Annotated in this window: 14 protein-coding genes and 2 pseudogenes; 3 read left to right on the top strand and 13 right to left on the bottom strand. The window is 40.9% G+C overall.

What is annotated here, in order from left to right; all coding sequences use genetic code 11:
• Positions 1 to 68: 68 nt before the first annotated feature.
• The 8 genes and pseudogenes from CSQ79_RS19065 to kdpA all read right to left on the bottom strand — a co-directional run bounded on the left by CSQ79_RS19065 (position 69) and on the right by kdpA (position 7,998).
• Positions 69 to 1,226 (bottom strand): anhydro-N-acetylmuramic acid kinase, encoded by a 1,158-nt coding sequence (locus tag CSQ79_RS19065; RefSeq protein WP_099702735.1) that lies wholly within the window; start codon positions 1,224 to 1,226, stop codon positions 69 to 71.
• A 146-nt stretch (positions 1,227 to 1,372) separates the two neighbouring features.
• Positions 1,373 to 2,545 (bottom strand): universal stress protein, encoded by a 1,173-nt coding sequence (locus CSQ79_RS19070; protein ID WP_289501318.1) that lies wholly within the window; start codon positions 2,543 to 2,545, stop codon positions 1,373 to 1,375.
• Between the two features lie 163 nt (positions 2,546 to 2,708).
• A pseudogene (locus tag CSQ79_RS28970) lies at positions 2,709 to 2,933 on the bottom strand (type II toxin-antitoxin system HicA family toxin).
• 3 nt (positions 2,934 to 2,936) lie between these two features.
• A pseudogene (locus CSQ79_RS28975) lies at positions 2,937 to 3,139 on the bottom strand (type II toxin-antitoxin system HicB family antitoxin).
• A 47-nt stretch (positions 3,140 to 3,186) separates the two neighbouring features.
• Positions 3,187 to 3,804 carry a K(+)-transporting ATPase subunit C gene (gene kdpC / locus CSQ79_RS19085; protein ID WP_289501319.1) on the bottom strand — a complete coding sequence of 206 codons (618 nt, stop codon included), beginning with the start codon at positions 3,802 to 3,804 and terminating at the stop codon, positions 3,187 to 3,189.
• Positions 3,805 to 3,806: 2 nt separating this feature from the next.
• A complete protein-coding gene (locus CSQ79_RS19090) occupies positions 3,807 to 4,055 on the bottom strand; it encodes a potassium-transporting ATPase subunit F (RefSeq protein WP_289501320.1) in 249 nt (82 codons plus the stop codon).
• A 117-nt stretch (positions 4,056 to 4,172) separates the two neighbouring features.
• Entirely contained in the window at positions 4,173 to 6,275 is a 2,103-nt protein-coding gene (gene kdpB / locus CSQ79_RS19095; RefSeq protein WP_099702782.1) for a potassium-transporting ATPase subunit KdpB, read from the bottom strand.
• A 34-nt stretch (positions 6,276 to 6,309) separates the two neighbouring features.
• Positions 6,310 to 7,998 (bottom strand): potassium-transporting ATPase subunit KdpA, encoded by a 1,689-nt coding sequence (kdpA, locus tag CSQ79_RS19100; protein ID WP_099702737.1) that lies wholly within the window; start codon positions 7,996 to 7,998, stop codon positions 6,310 to 6,312.
• Positions 7,999 to 8,438: 440 nt separating this feature from the next.
• Between kdpA and CSQ79_RS19105 the strand changes: the two genes are divergently transcribed.
• The 3 genes from CSQ79_RS19105 (at position 8,439) to CSQ79_RS19115 (ending at position 11,799) form a co-directional block, all read left to right on the top strand.
• The gene (locus CSQ79_RS19105; protein ID WP_289501321.1) at positions 8,439 to 9,575 is read left to right on the top strand and encodes a sensor histidine kinase; all 1,137 of its coding nucleotides are present in this window, start codon (positions 8,439 to 8,441) and stop codon (positions 9,573 to 9,575) included.
• 1 nt (position 9,576) lies between these two features.
• Entirely contained in the window at positions 9,577 to 10,254 is a 678-nt protein-coding gene (locus CSQ79_RS19110) for a response regulator transcription factor (RefSeq protein WP_099702738.1), read from the top strand.
• A gap of 168 nt (positions 10,255 to 10,422) precedes the next feature.
• Positions 10,423 to 11,799 (top strand): aldehyde dehydrogenase, encoded by a 1,377-nt coding sequence (locus CSQ79_RS19115; protein WP_099702739.1) that lies wholly within the window; start codon positions 10,423 to 10,425, stop codon positions 11,797 to 11,799.
• Between the two features lie 81 nt (positions 11,800 to 11,880).
• Here CSQ79_RS19115 and CSQ79_RS19120 read toward each other — a convergent pair whose 3' ends face one another.
• From CSQ79_RS19120 to CSQ79_RS19140, 5 genes are all read right to left on the bottom strand, one after another.
• On the bottom strand, positions 11,881 to 12,483 hold the full coding sequence (locus tag CSQ79_RS19120; protein ID WP_099702740.1) for a sulfite oxidase-like oxidoreductase: 603 nt from the start codon (positions 12,481 to 12,483) through the stop codon (positions 11,881 to 11,883).
• 124 nt (positions 12,484 to 12,607) lie between these two features.
• Entirely contained in the window at positions 12,608 to 12,784 is a 177-nt protein-coding gene (gene rpmF / locus CSQ79_RS19125; RefSeq protein WP_099702741.1) for a 50S ribosomal protein L32, read from the bottom strand.
• A gap of 182 nt (positions 12,785 to 12,966) precedes the next feature.
• Positions 12,967 to 13,860 carry a hypothetical protein gene (locus tag CSQ79_RS19130; protein WP_099702742.1) on the bottom strand — a complete coding sequence of 298 codons (894 nt, stop codon included), beginning with the start codon at positions 13,858 to 13,860 and terminating at the stop codon, positions 12,967 to 12,969.
• Positions 13,861 to 14,057: 197 nt separating this feature from the next.
• Complete coding sequence (locus tag CSQ79_RS19135; protein ID WP_099702743.1) at positions 14,058 to 15,080, bottom strand: aldo/keto reductase; 1,023 nt, start codon at positions 15,078 to 15,080, stop codon at positions 14,058 to 14,060.
• Between the two features lie 300 nt (positions 15,081 to 15,380).
• A complete protein-coding gene (locus CSQ79_RS19140; RefSeq protein ID WP_099702744.1) occupies positions 15,381 to 15,752 on the bottom strand; it encodes a Mo-dependent nitrogenase C-terminal domain-containing protein in 372 nt (123 codons plus the stop codon).
• Positions 15,753 to 15,895 lie beyond the last annotated feature (143 nt).

Consider the following 15,895-nt stretch of genomic DNA (forward strand, 5'->3'; position numbering starts at 1 on the left):
CGCGAAGAAAGGTGCCGGAGGCATTAGAATTTCCTCAACTCATAACTTTCCGTCTCCTCTGCTCGCTTTCACATTGGTAAATGCACGTCTCCGAGCAGTACTTGTTGAGTTGCACCAGTAGCTTGCGGTAAGTTGCCAGGAAGGTTTAACATTCTCCAGTAAGCAAGAATAGCAAATGCGATCGCTTCTTTAAAATTGGCACTCAGTCCAACTTCGTCTGTAGTTTGCACAGGTATTGGTGCTAGTAATTCTTGTAATCGGCGCTTTAAATAGAGATTCCGACTACCGCCACCACATAATAAAACACGTTCAGGTAATTGTGGTAGGAACGCCTCATAACTGTGGACAATTGAGGCAACGGTCAATTCTGTGAGAGTTGCTAAAGTATCAGCAGCATTTAAATTGAGTGCATTGGTATCGACTAGACAATTTTGTAAGTATTCCCAGCCAAAAAGCTCTCTTCCTGTAGACTTTGGTGGTGGTAGTTGAAAATAATCCTCACTCAACCATTTTTCTACTAATGCATGACAAGGAGTTCCACTAGCCGCCCAGTTCCCATCACCATCATAAGTTTGAGTACCATTTGTTAAATACTGTACTGCCAAATCTAAAAGCGAATTGCCAGGTCCTGTATCCCAACCACGCACTTTCTCTAACCAATGAGGATGCGATCTCGATGGTAAATAAGCAACGTTGCCAATTCCACCAATATTTTGTACGCAACGCGACTCATGAGGATGACTAAGAAGATATGCATCTATGCGGGGAACTAGTGGCGCGCCGTGACCTTTGGCTGCAATATCCCCTGCGCGAAAGTTACTTATAGTTGGAATTTTAGTTAATTCTGCAATAACAGCCCCCCGTCCTAACTGAAGACTATACCCTAGGATGTCAGCAAACCCCTCGCCCCTTCTCTGCGGTGGTCGATGATACACTGTCTGACCGTGCGAGCCAATGAGTTCTACTGAAGGATGATTGATTTGTAAATGTTGTGCAGCTTGAGCAAAAACTAGGGCGATCGCGTCATCTAAGTCTGCCAATTGTGGCATCGAAAGCGCTTCTCCCGCACAAATTGCAAGTATTTTTTCTTTTAACTTTGTAGGATAAGGATAAGTATCTCCTGCTAAGAATTTTACTTGGAGATCGGTATCTGTACCAGAAATATCAACTAAGGCAGCATCGATGCCATCAACTGAGGTACCGCTAATTAAGCCAATTACAAGCATTAATTTATCAACTAAGTAAGTGGGTAAACATAAACATAACTTAAGGGCTGGTAACTGATAACTGGTAATTGGTCAAGTAGTATCTCTTAGCCATTACCCAACAAATGTGACGTGTGATATTTAATTATGCCCACCTACCTGTATAATTATCCTACTGAAGCTACACTATCAAACTCAGCGTTTCTCTCCGAGCCAATAATATGAATATCAATATTTTTCAGCAACCGTACTAATTGTTGTGTAAGAGAACCACGCAAAAGCATTTTCCAACGCGATCGCTGACTTTCTCCGATGACAATCTGAGTAATGCGGTATTGGTTAGCAACATCGGCGATCGCAGAAGAGATATTGTAGTTTGTGACTTGGATAAAAGTCCCGCCGAATTCTTGACACAGATGCTTGCAAGTTTCGATGTGTAAGCTTTCCGCTTTGGTGAGAAAGCGATCGGGATGAGCAACAAAAACAGCGTATAAAGGAGCATTCATATAACTCGCAAGCCGCGCCCCACGACGCAGCAATTGTAATGAGTTGGGGTAAGTAGATATACAGACTAAAATCCGCTCGTGAATGTTACAAGTTTGTTCTGCAAGTTGCTGATTTGAGAAATTAGCATTGAGTGCGATTGCATCTTCTTCGACATTATCAGCAACTTCTCGCAGTGCAAGTTCGCGTAAAGCAATTAAGTTGCGGCGTTGAAAAAAGTTAGCGAGTGCTTGATGAATTTTTTCGGGAGCATAAATTTTACCTTCAAGTAAACGTTCTTCTAGAGTTTCAGGAGTCACATCAATGACAACTACCTCATCCGCTTCCTCAATCAAGCGATCGGGAACGCGTTCTCTAACGACGACACCTGTAATTCTTGCTACCAAATCATTGAGACTTTCGATATGTTGAATATTGACTGTTGAGTAGACGTCAATACCTGCGGCTAAAATAACTTCGACATCTTGATAGCGCTTTTCACGTTCAGAACCAGGGACATTCGTATGTGCTAATTCGTCGATGAGTGCGAGTTGTGGCGATCGCGCTAAAATTGCCTCTGTGTCCATTTCCGTTAACGTCAACCCGCCCCGAACAATTCCTTTGCGGGGGATCAGTTCTAATCCATCAGCTTTTAGTGCAGTTTCCTTACGTCCATGAGTTTCGAGTAACCCGATCACAACATCAATACCTTCTTGTTTGAGTGCGTGGGCTTCTTCGAGCATTCGGTAAGTTTTACCAACTCCTGGAGCCATCCCAATAAAGATTTTGTGCTTACCTTTACGCGCTGGGCGAATTGTAGTGTTTTCAGACACTATAGGTTCTTCAGTCTTGTTCACTGCAAGCTTTGCCTTATCTCAATGTAATATTCGCTCGTTAGCCTAACGACTAAAATCACGGTTCAACAAAGCGATTAGTTAGTTGCCAATTTTGCTGATAGGTTTTAACCGCTAAGCTGTTTTTTTATCTAAGCAGTGTATCAGTGCAAGCCTTAGTTAAACCTCACCGTGACTCTAACATCTCTTCAACTGTTAAATTAATATCAATTGCAATTTGTCGCAGCAATTTAGGTGAAATATCACGTCCCTTGTGAAAGGGAACTGTCGTAGCTCAACCATCTGTATGACGAAACTGCTTGTGTGAGCCTTTTTGACGCACCTCCACAAAGCCAAGGTTCTCCAGTATGCAAACTACCTCTCGTAGTTTGAGAACAGGTATACTGCTCATCATTTACTGGATAATAATCTGTTGCGTGCCGACGAATGTATCGAACATTTGTTCTTGATCCTCCAGGAGCATTTCAATTACCTCATGCAGATTCTCGTGTAACTCGTCCAAGGTTTCTCCTTGAGAGTGCGCTCCAGGAAATCCAGTACATAACCTACATAGAGGTTAGTATCTGAATTCTCAACAATAGCGGTAAACACTTTCATGAATTTCAGTTAAAGACTTGAATACAATCAACTTAACCACAGGTATGCTACTCTAGCGGAGCTTGTAAAACGTCTAACTCGCGATTTAAATTCAACACATTGACTCCTGGTTCGCCAAAAACCCATAGAAATCTGCCTTGCGTGTGTTTAGCAATCAACGGAGCAATTTCCTCTGGAGATAAATTACGCGCCTGGGCAACTCGTTCTAGTTGATTAAACGCGGCTTCTACTGTAATATGCGGATCTAAACCGGAACCCGAAGCATAAATAAGATCAGCAGTAGGTAAAATCCCGCGTTCTTCTAGCTGTGCAACAGTTTCATTGATACGTGCGAGTAAATCAGGGTTGCTCGGAGCAAAGTTACTCGCACCCGATACACCTGTCTTTTGTCCGATATTTTCTGGATCGCGTTCTTGTTGTGTAAAGCTGCTGTAGTTTACTGCACTGGGGCGACTTTGGAAATAGTGATCTGACGTAAAGACTTGCCCAATCAATGCAGAACCGACATTTTGTCCTTCTAGGTTTTGAACGATGCTACCGTTAGCTTGAAACGGGAAAAAAACTTGACCAATAACAATCATGATCAGTGGATAAATCACTGCTGTCAGTAGCCACAGCACAAAAGTGATCCGAACAGATCTTGTAATATCGCGCACTATAGACATAACTAATAGCGCTCCGGTCGAAAAACGACATCAAACAAATAAATTGTTAAACCCAAAGTAACCAATCCAAGTAAACCAATAGCCCAAGCCTGACGACGCTGCACGCCACCAACCGCTGCATAAACCGCTGGTGCGATCGCCAAATTCAAACACAGTGCAATTAAAAGCTGTAGAGGCAATTTTTGTCTACGCCATCGCACCCAAACAAAAGAAATACCCTCCAATACATCCATCACCAAAAAACTCTTCATATACAAGCCCCAACTCATTTACAAAAATCTCTCACAATCTCTTCTCTTTGCGTCCTACTCTACGAGAAGCCGCCCTACGGGCGTCTATGCGTCTTTGTGGTTCGTTTAATATTACTTCTACCCCAAACCTACCGCCGCAATAACCACATCAATCACCTTAATCGCAAAAAACGGAGCAACAACACCACCCAAACCATAAAGCAAAATATTTCGCTGCAAAAGTTGATTCGCGCTCAACGGTCTAAACTTCACCCCCGTCAACGCCAGAGGAATTAGCGCTGGAATAATCAAAGCGTTATAAATAAGTGCAGACAAAACCGCCGATTGGGTACTTGCCAAATTCATAATATTTAACCTACCAATACCCGCAGCAGTAAAAATAACCGGAATAATCGCAAAATACTTGGCGATATCATTCGCGATCGAAAATGTCGTCAACGCGCCGCGAGTAATCAGTAGTTGTTTGCCGATCGCAACAATATCAATCAACTTCGTTGGATCAGAGTCTAAATCAACCATATTCGCAGCTTCTTTTGCAGCTTGAGTACCCGAATTCATTGCCACACCGACATTTGCTTGTGCGAGTGCAGGAGCATCATTTGTCCCATCCCCCGTCATTGCGACTAGTTTTCCTGTGGCTTGTTCGCGTTGAATGACAGCAATTTTATCTTCAGGAGTGGCTTCGGCAATAAAATCATCCACGCCTGCTTCTTGGGCAATTACTGCTGCAGTAATTTGGTTATCGCCAGTCAGCATAATCGTCTGCACGCCCATACGTCGTAGCTGATCAAAACGTTCTTTGATACCAGGTTTAATAATATCTTTGAGATAAATTACGCCATAAATATCGCCATTGAGTGCGACAGCCAGTGGTGTACCACCCAAGCGGGAGACACGTTCGTAAGCAGCATCGAGATCTGTAGGAATTTGACCGTTACGCGAACGCACAAATCCCTTAATTGCTTCTACTGCACCTTTACGCACCTCCACTCCATGCGGTAAGTTCGTTCCGCTCATACGCGTCTTGGCAGAAAAGTCAACGGCTTCAGCCTTACTCCAGTCAAAATCAAGTGATGCTCCGAGTTTATTCGCTAACCGCACAATCGATTTACCTTCGGGTGTTTGATCGAAAACACTTGCTGCGAAAGCAACTTTAGCAATATCATCCACAGAATGACCGTTGACCGGAATAAATTCCTCAGCTAAACGGTTTCCTAGCGTTATAGTTCCCGTTTTGTCCAAGACAAGCGTATTCACATCGCCGCATGCCTCTACTGCCCTGCCAGAGGTCGCAATGACGTTAAATTGAGCGACGCGATCCATGCCTGCAATGCCGATCGCACTCAGTAACCCGCCAATCGTGGTTGGAATCAGTGCGACTAGTAAAGCAATCAGAATTGCTACACTTACAGGACTTTGAACATAATTGGCGAGGAATGGTAGCGTTGCGATAACCAACAGAAACACCAGCGTGAGCACTGCAAGTAAGACGGTTAGCGCAATTTCGTTCGGAGTTTTACTACGTTCTGCACCTTCTACTAAAGAAATCATGCGATCAATAAAGCCTTTACCAGGATCGGCAGTAATTTGAATCGTGAGTTCGTCAGATATAATTCGCGTACCGCCTGTAACTGAACTTGCGACATCGGAACCAGGTTCTTTTAATACCGGTGCTGATTCTCCAGTAATTGCCGATTCATCAACAGAAGCAACTCCCGCAATCACTTCGCCATCTGCTGGAATAAGATCGCCAGCGATGACTTTGACGCGATCGCCTCGGCGTAAAGTGGTAGAAGAAACTTCTTGGATCGAACCATCGTTTAAAAGTTTTCGTGCTAGGGTGTCTGATTTTGTTGAACGTAAGGCATCAGCTTGCGCTTTTCCGCGCCCTTCGGCGACTGCTTCGGCAAAATTGGCGAACAAAACCGTCAAAAACAAAATAATTGTAATCAAGCCGTTGAACACCCGCAGATTCTCACCTGGTACTGTACCAAACAGCGCCGGATCAATTGCGAGCAATGCGGTAATAATCGTACCTACCCATACCAAAAACATCACCGGATTTTTTACCATTTGTCGCGGATTTAGTTTGGTAAATGCATCTCGGATAGCTCGTTGGTAAAGTCCTTTTCTGCTCACTTTTGGTGTATGCTTGCGCCCTTTGCGAGGACCAGTAGGACGGTGACGCGGGCTTATTGGTGAAGAAGTTGTAGAATCCATGATGAGGAGATGGAAGGTAATAGGTAATGGGTAATTATTCATTCCTCAGTAGTTGAAAACCTTCGGCGATCGGTCCTAGTGCTAGAACAGGGAAAAATGTCAGCACTCCTAAGATTAAGATGACTCCTGCTGTCACGCTAGTGAATAATAAAGTATCGGTACGCAGAGTTCCAGCGGTTTCAGGTACAGGTTGTTTATGCGCCATACTGTCAGCTAAAAGCAGTAAAGCAATGATGGGAATGTAGCGTCCTCCTAAAAGGCTAATACTGGTACTCAGATTCCACCAAAGTGTGGCATCTCCTAATCCTTCAAAACCAGAACCATTGTTTGCACTTGCAGACGTGTATTCGTAAACAACTTGCGATAATCCATGAAAGCCTGGGTTACTAATACCAGCTAATGTGTCAGGAAAAGATAAGGCGATCGCACTCGGAATTAAAACAAAAATTGGGTGAACGAGTAGGACAAGACTTGCTAAGACAATTTCTTTTTTCTCAATTTTACGACCTAAAAATTCTGGAGTACGTCCTACCATTAAGCCTGTGATAAATACTGTCAGAATTGAATAAATAAATAAATAAGCTGTACCTGTTCCTTGACCACCCCATATAATTTGTAAAAACATATTAAATAAGGTTGAAAATCCACCTGCAGGCATTAAAGAGTCATGCATTCCATTCACTGCACCGCACATTGTTGCTGTTGTACTAACTGCCCATAATGCTGTTTGTGCCCAACCAAAACGTACTTCTTTGCCTTCTAAACTTGGCTGCTCTCCACCAAAAATTGTATTGTTGACGAAGAGATTACCTTGATATTCAGCAACTGCAGTTATACCTACTAAAACTATAAATATACTAAATACCATCCAAAATAGTAACCAAGCTTGTTTGGTATTGTTAGCAAATATCCCGTAGGTAAAAATCAATGACATAGGAATAGATAACATAGTAATAGTTGCTAGCAAATTAGTAAAAGTACTAGGATTTTCAAACGGGTGTGCAGAGTTAATACCAAAAAAACCACCACCATTTTCTCCTAACTGCTTAATAATTTCAAAATGTGCAACGGGACCTCTTGCAATTGTCTGTGTTGTACCTTCTAGCGTTGTTACTATTGCTGGAGAAGCTAAAGTTTCTGGTACACCAGCTAATAATAATAGTAAAGCTCCGCAAAACGATATTGGCAATAAAATTCGAGTAATAGATAAGGTTAAGTCAACGTAAAAATTACCTAGTAATCTACCAGTCAAACCTCGAATGAATGCAATACCTACAGCTAAACCAGTGGCAGCAGAAGTAAACATTAAAAAACCTAGTGCTAGCATTTGACTAGCATAACTGTATGTAGTCTCACCAGAATAATGTTGCTGGTTTGTGTTAGTAACAAAAGAAATAGCAGTATGCAATGCTAAGTCCCAACTAGGGGCATTTAGAATAGTAGGATTTAAAGGAAGAAGACCTTGTAGCATGAGTAGTGAAAAGACAAAAACACCCATAACTAAATTACTGATTAGTATGGCTTGGATGTATTGCCTACCAGTCATATTGTCTTTATACCGTACTCCAGCAACCGCAAAAATAAATCGCTCTATAGGATTGATAGCTCGATTAAATAGCGTGCTTTTCTTAAGAAACACTCGTGCTATGTACTTACCAAAGACTGGCGCGATGACTGCTAGAATTATTAATGTTAAGGCAATTTGAAAAAATCCTTGTAGCATATATTATTAAATGGTATTAATGTACGCAAAAGATGTTTTTCTTTCAAAGGTTTACTGTTAAAATAGTTCATCTCAAATTTATATTACACCAGCAGCTATTTTCTGAGAGTAACTTAAAAATTAAGGCTGAAGCAAAGCTATTTATAATGCCTTGAGTAATAAGTGTTTTTGCCTTTCATAAAAATTATCTGAATATTATCTGAAACTGACAACTAATTAAAGATATAAAATATTTGCTAAAAATAGCTATAGTTGAAACGCTGTTTGATATATACAGAGTAGTATAAAATTACTAGTCAGTTGATGAAGCGACTATATCTAGGGATATATTATTTGCCTAACAGCCACGAGAATGCAGGACTTTAGTTAAAAGGTGAGCAGGTTTTAGTCATCTACAATGATTTATCTTAAAATTTAAAGTAGGGTATGTTAAAAACAGAATGTTGTTGCGATCGCTACAGCACCAAATAAACTCTTTTGACAGAAATTTACGGACAAGATCGCTGTGGTTGATTGTTTGTCTATTTTTAGTGGTCTTAATACTAGAGTTTACGACACCTGTAGAATACGTGTTTGGTTATCTCTACACGGGACCAATCTTATTAACTACTTCACATCTAGGTAGAACAGCAACAGTTTATGCAACTTTGCTATCAGTATTTTTAACAATTTTGAACTTGTGGTTTCCGGTAGAAGAGACAATCAAGCCTTCTATTGTGGCTAGTCGCTGCATTGCAGCAATGGCATTAATCGTAACCGGAATTTTGAGCGATCGCAATCGTTGTTATCAGCAAGCGATCGCCCAACAACAAGCAAAACTGCAAGCACAAGCACAGTTGATTCAAGTGAGAGAAGATTTTGCTTCTACCTTAACTCACGATCTGAAAACGCCGATTTTAGGTGCAATCGAAACGCTTAAAGCGTTTGAACAAGGAAAATTTGGTACAGTCACACCAACGCATCAAAAAGTTTTAGCAACAATGATTCGCAGTCATTTGTCTACATTACAGCTTGTGGAAACGTTGTTAGATGTGTATCGTAATGATATTGAAGGATTAAAACTACAACTAGCACCAGTAGATCTCGTCACTATCGCTGAAGAAACGATCGCGACACTCACAGATTTAGCCTTATCACGCCAAGTTTGTATTAGTTTAAGCTTTGGAGAATCAGAATTTCGGCGATCGCTGTGGGTAAATGGCGATTCACTGCAACTCCAACGAGTCTTTGCTAATCTAATTACGAATGGAATTCATCATTCGCTGCGGGGTGGTAAGGTAGAAATTATATTACAGTCGCAATCAGACCACCACATTGTTAAAGTACTAGATAACGGCTTAGGGATAACATCGGAAGAACTGCCGCACTTATTTGAAAGATTTTACCAAGGACACAGCGATCGCCAAGTTAAAGGTTCTGGATTAGGACTCTACTTGACGCGCCAGATTATTGCGGCGCATGGCGGTACAATTTGGGCAGAGAATCGGAGTGTAGGAAATCCTATGCAAACATCTAGTGGCGCAATCTTTGCATTTCGATTACCAACCTTACCATTTCAACCGCTTGAGAAGGCGTGATATGTTACCTGCAAAGACATTGCGGATTCTACTTGTTGAAGATGATGAACTCTTTCGCCTTGGTTTGCAAGTCAAGTTGCAACAAGAATCAGACATAGAAATTGTCGCTGAGGCTGAAGATGGCGAGACGGCGCTAGAAATTGTCAAGCATTCTCCGCTTGATGTTGTGCTATTAGATATCGGATTACCAGGAATCGGAGGAACAGAAGCTTGTCGTCAAATCAAGCAGCTAAATCCTGATTTACCAATTTTAGTGCTAACTTCACATTCTCACGAGTCTTTGATCAAGCGGTTGATTACACTGGGGGCGCAAGGTTATTGTTTAAAAGGAATCGCCGCAGAGACTTTAATTTTAGCACTGCGTTCAGTAGCCGCAGGTGCATCGTGGTGGGATCGGGCTGCAACAAGTGAGATCCGTGCTAAATTTGACAGCGCAGTCACTACAGATGCTACCAAAAATAGAGAAGAACTAAATCTACCTTTGACTCGACGCGAACAAGAAATTCTTGCTCTTATTGCTGCTGGTAAATCAAACCAAGAAATTGCTGCAGCGCTTTATATCAGCGCTGGTACAGTACGAGTGCACGTTCATACAATTATTCAAAAGTTAGGCGTACGAGACCGCACCCAAGCTGCTGTTTTAGCAATCCAAAAAGGTATTAAACCAAGAGCTTTATAGATCTGTTAAGTACCTTGACTCGCAAAAATATCTTATTTTTAGCTTAAGAGTATTAGTATTTCTACATTTGGAATGATGTAAAATTGGCAAAATAGTTTAAAAAATAATTCTTAGACTATCATCAAAGATCTATAAACTTGAGAGCAAATCTAGTCAGGGGAATTAAGAATGCTTGCTGAACTGACTATCAATGATATCATTCGGAAACAACGTACATATTTTCATTCTGGTCATACAAAAGAAATTGCATTTCGGATTGAGCAACTAAACTCTTTAAAAAGAGCAATTCGAGAAAATACGGCAAGCATTGTAGATGCGCTTTATAAAGACTTACATAAACCAGAATTAGAAACATATGCTACAGAAATTAGTATTGTTAGAGAAGTTGATTACGCGATCAAGCATATTAGAGCGTGGGCACAACCTCAAAAAGTTAAACTTTCATTAGAACAGCTTCCTGCTAGTGGATACATTCATCCCGAACCATTAGGTGTTGTCTTAATTATTGGTCCGTGGAACTATCCATTCCAGTTATTAATTGCTCCTTTGATTGGCGCGATCGCTGCGGGAAACTGTGCTATCCTCAAACCTTCAGAAATTGCGCCAAACACTTCAAAAGTCGTTTCGCAAATAATTCAAAAATATTTCGATTCTGCTTATATTGCGGTAATAGAAGGAGGTATTGATACCAGCAAACAGCTACTTGCTGAAAAGTTCGATCATATCTTTTTTACTGGAGGCACAGCAGTTGGTAAAGTAGTAATGGAAGCGGCTGCAAAACATCTAACACCTGTTACTTTAGAATTAGGTGGTAAAAGTCCTTGTATTGTTGATACTAATATTAATATTGAGCATACAGCAAATAGAATTGCTTGGGGTAAGTTCATTAATGCTGGTCAAACATGTATTGCGCCTGATTATCTTTTAGTTAATAGCAAAATAAAGCAACAGTTATTAAATAGCTTGCAAGAAGCTATTCAAAAGTTTTACGGAGAAAATCCTGAACAAAGTTCTGATTATGCCAGGATTATAAATCAAAAGCAATTTACTCGTTTATCACAGTTATTGCAAGATGGAGAAATTGTTACAGGAGGACAAACTAATCAAAACACTTGTTACCTTGCACCAACAATTCTGGATAACGTTTTCCCAGAAGCACCAGTAATGCAAGAAGAAATCTTTGGTCCAATTTTACCTATCATAGAATACGACGATTTGAGCGAAGCGATCGCAATCATCAACGAGAAACCCAAACCTTTAGCACTATATTTGTTCTCTCGCGATAAGAAGATTCAACAGCGAATTTTACAAGAAACTTCCTCTGGTGGAGTGTGTATTAACGATACAGTTATGCAGGTTGCAGTTTCATCCTTAGCTTTCGGTGGAGTTGGTGAGAGTGGAATTGGTAAGTATCACGGGAAGGCTAGTTTTGATACATTTTCACATCAGAAAAGTGTCTTAAAAAAGTCTTTTCTTTTCGATTTAAAGTGGCGATACGCACCTTATGCAGGTAAATTAGACCTTATTAAACGATTAATCGGCTAAGCTGCGTCAATATGAGACGCGATCGCTCTGCTTGATTTATAAGAACAAAAGCGATCGCGCTTGAGTCTACAACACGATCAATTATCCAAAAAAGCTACTATAGCGTTCCTCCGCCCAAGGTTCACCCCGTCGATGATATCCGTTGCGTTCCCAAAAGCCTGACTCTTCACGATCGAGAAATTCTAGACCATTAATCCACTTGGCGCTTTTCCACGCGTATAGATGAGGAACAACTAGTCGCAACGGACCACCGTGTTCAGCTGGTAGCGGTTCGCCAAACAAAGTGTGAGCAAAAAAGTTTTCTTCTCGAACAAAGTCATCTAAAGGAATATTTGTTGTGTATCCTCCATAACAGTGTTCCATAACATGAATAGCTTGAGAATCTACTTCTATCAATTTCATAAAATCTGTTACTTTCACCCCAGTCCATTTCACATCCAGCTTGGACCAGCGGGTAACACAGTGAAAATCCGCAGTAAATTCATGTTGTGGCAGTGCCATGAAATCTGACAAAGTGAATGTTGCTTGCTTTGCCAAGCCCCACACGCGAAACTGCCATTCTTCCACATTAATTTTTGGAGTTTGACCGTAGGTGAGTACAGGAAACCCTTTAGTTAAATACTGACCAGGGGGAACGCGATCGCTTTGTTCGCCTCCTGGTTTTTGAAAAAATTTTCCTAGCATTTGCTTGGGTAGATTACTTCGCTATGGGATATATCTAACTCCATTTTGAGATCAAACTCTTTAAGATTGCTAGGGAAAACCTCAAACTAGAGCTTGTCTTGTCTTAAGTTTGACACCCCACAATTTATTCCTCTTCTTCAGCTTCTTCTTCCTTAGATGGATAGACAAAAGTAGAGCGCCCAGTCAAAATTGATTTACCCAAGGAAAGGGCTTTTTGTGCTTCCACCGCTGCTTTACGTCTCCAAGTGGCTCTTCTTTGGTCGCGCTTTGATTTAGATGTTTTCTTCTTAGGAACCGCCATAACAAGCTACACTGCAATTCTTCACAACCTTTCTATTCTAGAGCATCACTACCAATTCACCATAGTGAGTGTGCAACCCTGATGTGCTTGTTACTGGTACAGTATATAAAACAAGAAATTCGACTATTACTTACTAGTGTGCTTGCTTCGTTTCCATGACACTAAAGAGGTGGAAAGGGTTATTAGATTTGTTGATTATCCTCTGGAACGATGTCATTAATGCTGGGAATAGTATTTTCTGGTAATGCTCCGTTTGTTGGTGCAGGAATTGAATTTACGTTATTCTGTGGCGATGTAGGATTTGGAGATGTTGAGCCTTCAGGCACTGCTGTAGGTGTACTAGGAATAACGCTATCACTAGGCAATGTACTATTTTCAGGAACAGAAGTTTCACCAGGTACGATTGTAGGTAACTCAGGAGTAGGTGTCTCTACAGGTACGACCGCTGGCGCTTCACTATCAGACATTTCCTCAGGCGGAACCTCTGATTTGGCATCAGATTCTCGAATAAATCGATCAATTTGTTCCATTTCTGGCGTGACTTCGGGAGTTGCTTCTGAAGTTTGCTGCTGATTCGAGTTACTGGTAGCAACACCATCAAATCCCAATAGCATTCGTGCTGTTGAGAAGTATTTCATTTGATCTTTGGTTTCAGTTTTACTACCTTTACTGTATTGCCACTGATTACGGCTAATTTCCAAAGATAAAACGGGAGCGATCGCCCCATAGCTGTGAGCCACAATCATTACTGAAACCGCTGGTGCATGTTTATCTTGGCTAAAACGCTGTTTTACCGCAGTTATAGCAACTGTTTCTGCTCGATTGATTAAACTTTCGTAAGTTTCCTGTGGTTGTCTGTTTACAGCAAGATTCATGCGAGCTGATCTGGCTTGAGCTTGACTAGATTGTGCTGCATTCTGTGCTATTGCTGCATGAGTTACTAAAAAATCGCATCCTAGTCCTAATAACACAGCTAATAATGTTGTCTTACTTACATTCGCAGCGTTGCGATACTTTGTCCAGTTGTCACAGGTAAGTTGAGTTTTCTTTGAGGGCTGATGGTGAAACCACATCATAACCGCACTTCTCCTTGGTAAACACCTGACTAGACAAGCCTATGACTTAGTCTTGCCTTGAATGTTAAATTTTGTCGTCAAATATAACTGATTATTTCAGACTTTTGTCCTATTTTTTCACAAAAATCTGTCTTATGTCAGATGAAACTTATTTTAGATGCGGTAAAGTTCTGTTCCATTGTAAATTATGTAATCTTTCAACGGCGGTATTCATCGCCACAATCGCCGATAAGTTGATACAGATTTCGTGACTGATTCAAAATTGTGCTGATTTGTTGATAATCTGCTGTATCTAACCCAAAGTTAAAAATTGCAGCATTATCTTCAATGTGTTGGGAAATACTAAGCCGCGTGCCAATAATTACACCAGCTACGGCTGGTTGTTCTAAAACATAGCGAACTGCAATATTCGCAATACTGACACGATGTTTTTCTGCAATTAATTTTAATGCTGTCAGCAACTCCTGTAATAATTGCCATCCACCCCAAGCATCTATCATGTTTTTGTACTTCCGCAAACTAACAGTATTAAGTTCACTTCCTCGTGGTTCTGGCTTGCCTAAGTATTTCTCACTTAAAAACCCACCACACAAAGAACCATAAGCAAATAGTTGTAGGTTATGCTGCTGGCAAAACGAACTCATGTGCACTTGAGGACGACGATCAACCAAAGAGTATTGCACTTGATTAGACTTAATATTGATACCGTTTTGCAGAATAATGTTTAGGTGCTCTGTATCAAAGTTAGTTAGACCTAAATGCTTAATTTTGCCCTCTTCTTTAAGCTCTGTCATGTATCTCAATGCTTCTAAATAGTTCAAGTCGCGATATTCCCACCAGTGAAATTGAAGTAGATCGAGAGTTTCTGTATCCATTCGGCGGCGAGAAATATCGATGTTATCTGCAACTATTTTTTTCGTCATTTTGCCAGGTCTTGGTACCCACTTAGTAAAGGCTTGTATTTCAGATAAGGCAGCTTGTCCGTACTGAGCTAATAGTTGTCGCCGAAATTCGCCAATAAAATCTTCTGCAGGACCATAATGATCGGCCAAATCCCATGTTGTGAAGCCTGCATCTTTGTAATCAAACATATTCTGGATCGCCACTTTTGGCGTAATACGCCCATGCGCACCAGAAACTTGCCACATTCCATTCAAAATACGGCAAATATTTAGATCAGAAGTGAATTGCAGCCTACTCGATGCAGGTAAACTAGTCATTCTTAAGTATTCCTAAGCTATAAGGGCAGTATCCATCGTGCCATAATGTCTTGTTGCAATCGCATTGTCTTTGTCAAGAAGTACCCTTTGCTCGTTGAGTTAGTAGACAGCACAATAGGTTGAAACTGTAATAAAAAAACTCACTGGAGGAAACCAACACACCCAGCGAGTCATACTCATAACTTAATTTTGGAAGCTAGATGGCTAAAGGTTATTCATGGTTCCACCATGCAATCTTAGTATTACAGCCATCAAATTGAATAACACAGCAACTAATCTGTATTTGCAGCAATGCTGAACTTAGCAGTAGGACGTAATATCTTCACCACACTCGTCAGCTAAGTAACACAATGCACGAAAGCGTAAACCTACAACTTCTTCATAAAGTGGATTAAGCTTACACATCGGAGGAATATGAAGTGTGCGACCAAAAAGTTTTAAGTCACGCTCAAAAGGACATTGTGCAGGAATTAGTTTACACAAGCGATGAGCAAAAGTACGATTGCAGATATTGATCTTATTGACCTGTTGGCGCAATGGTTGCAGCATATCAAACTTGGTTTTGTTCTCAGGCTGAGGTCGTAATTTGATATTTTTATCTGAAGCAATAGCTTGATCAATTCCCACCCAGCTAGTTAGTAAAATCTTTGTTGTGTATTGCGATACATTCATCGTTCACTCCTCAAAAACAGCGAGGCAATTTGAACTCCCAAATTGGATCTACAAGGGGTTAGTTAGCCATATCGGAATTATCCTGCTCTAGATTAAGATGCAGTCTTATTATTTATTGACGTAATTGATTGAGAAACGTTTCT

Origin of the sequence: Gloeocapsopsis sp. IPPAS B-1203, assembly GCF_002749975.1 — a bacterium.
In the GTDB taxonomy this organism is placed as follows: Bacteria; Cyanobacteriota; Cyanobacteriia; order Cyanobacteriales; family Chroococcidiopsidaceae; genus Gloeocapsopsis.

Coding starts and splice junctions, on each gene's coding strand:
- CSQ79_RS19090 (WP_289501320.1), bottom strand. CDS start 4,055: ATGAAGAGTTTTTTGGTGATGGATGTATTGGAGGGTATTTCTTTTGTT.
- CSQ79_RS19120 (WP_099702740.1), bottom strand. CDS start 12,483: ATGCTAGGAAAATTTTTTCAAAAACCAGGAGGCGAACAAAGCGATCGC.
- rpmF (WP_099702741.1), bottom strand. CDS start 12,784: ATGGCGGTTCCTAAGAAGAAAACATCTAAATCAAAGCGCGACCAAAGA.
- CSQ79_RS19130 (WP_099702742.1), bottom strand. CDS start 13,860: ATGATGTGGTTTCACCATCAGCCCTCAAAGAAAACTCAACTTACCTGT.
- kdpA (WP_099702737.1), bottom strand. CDS start 7,998: ATGCTACAAGGATTTTTTCAAATTGCCTTAACATTAATAATTCTAGCA.
- kdpC (WP_289501319.1), bottom strand. CDS start 3,804: ATGTCTATAGTGCGCGATATTACAAGATCTGTTCGGATCACTTTTGTG.
- CSQ79_RS19135 (WP_099702743.1), bottom strand. CDS start 15,080: ATGACTAGTTTACCTGCATCGAGTAGGCTGCAATTCACTTCTGATCTA.
- CSQ79_RS19110 (WP_099702738.1), top strand. CDS start 9,577: ATGTTACCTGCAAAGACATTGCGGATTCTACTTGTTGAAGATGATGAA.
- kdpB (WP_099702782.1), bottom strand. CDS start 6,275: ATGGATTCTACAACTTCTTCACCAATAAGCCCGCGTCACCGTCCTACT.
- CSQ79_RS19140 (WP_099702744.1), bottom strand. CDS start 15,752: ATGAATGTATCGCAATACACAACAAAGATTTTACTAACTAGCTGGGTG.
- CSQ79_RS19105 (WP_289501321.1), top strand. CDS start 8,439: ATGTTGTTGCGATCGCTACAGCACCAAATAAACTCTTTTGACAGAAAT.
- CSQ79_RS19115 (WP_099702739.1), top strand. CDS start 10,423: ATGCTTGCTGAACTGACTATCAATGATATCATTCGGAAACAACGTACA.
- CSQ79_RS19065 (WP_099702735.1), bottom strand. CDS start 1,226: ATGCTTGTAATTGGCTTAATTAGCGGTACCTCAGTTGATGGCATCGAT.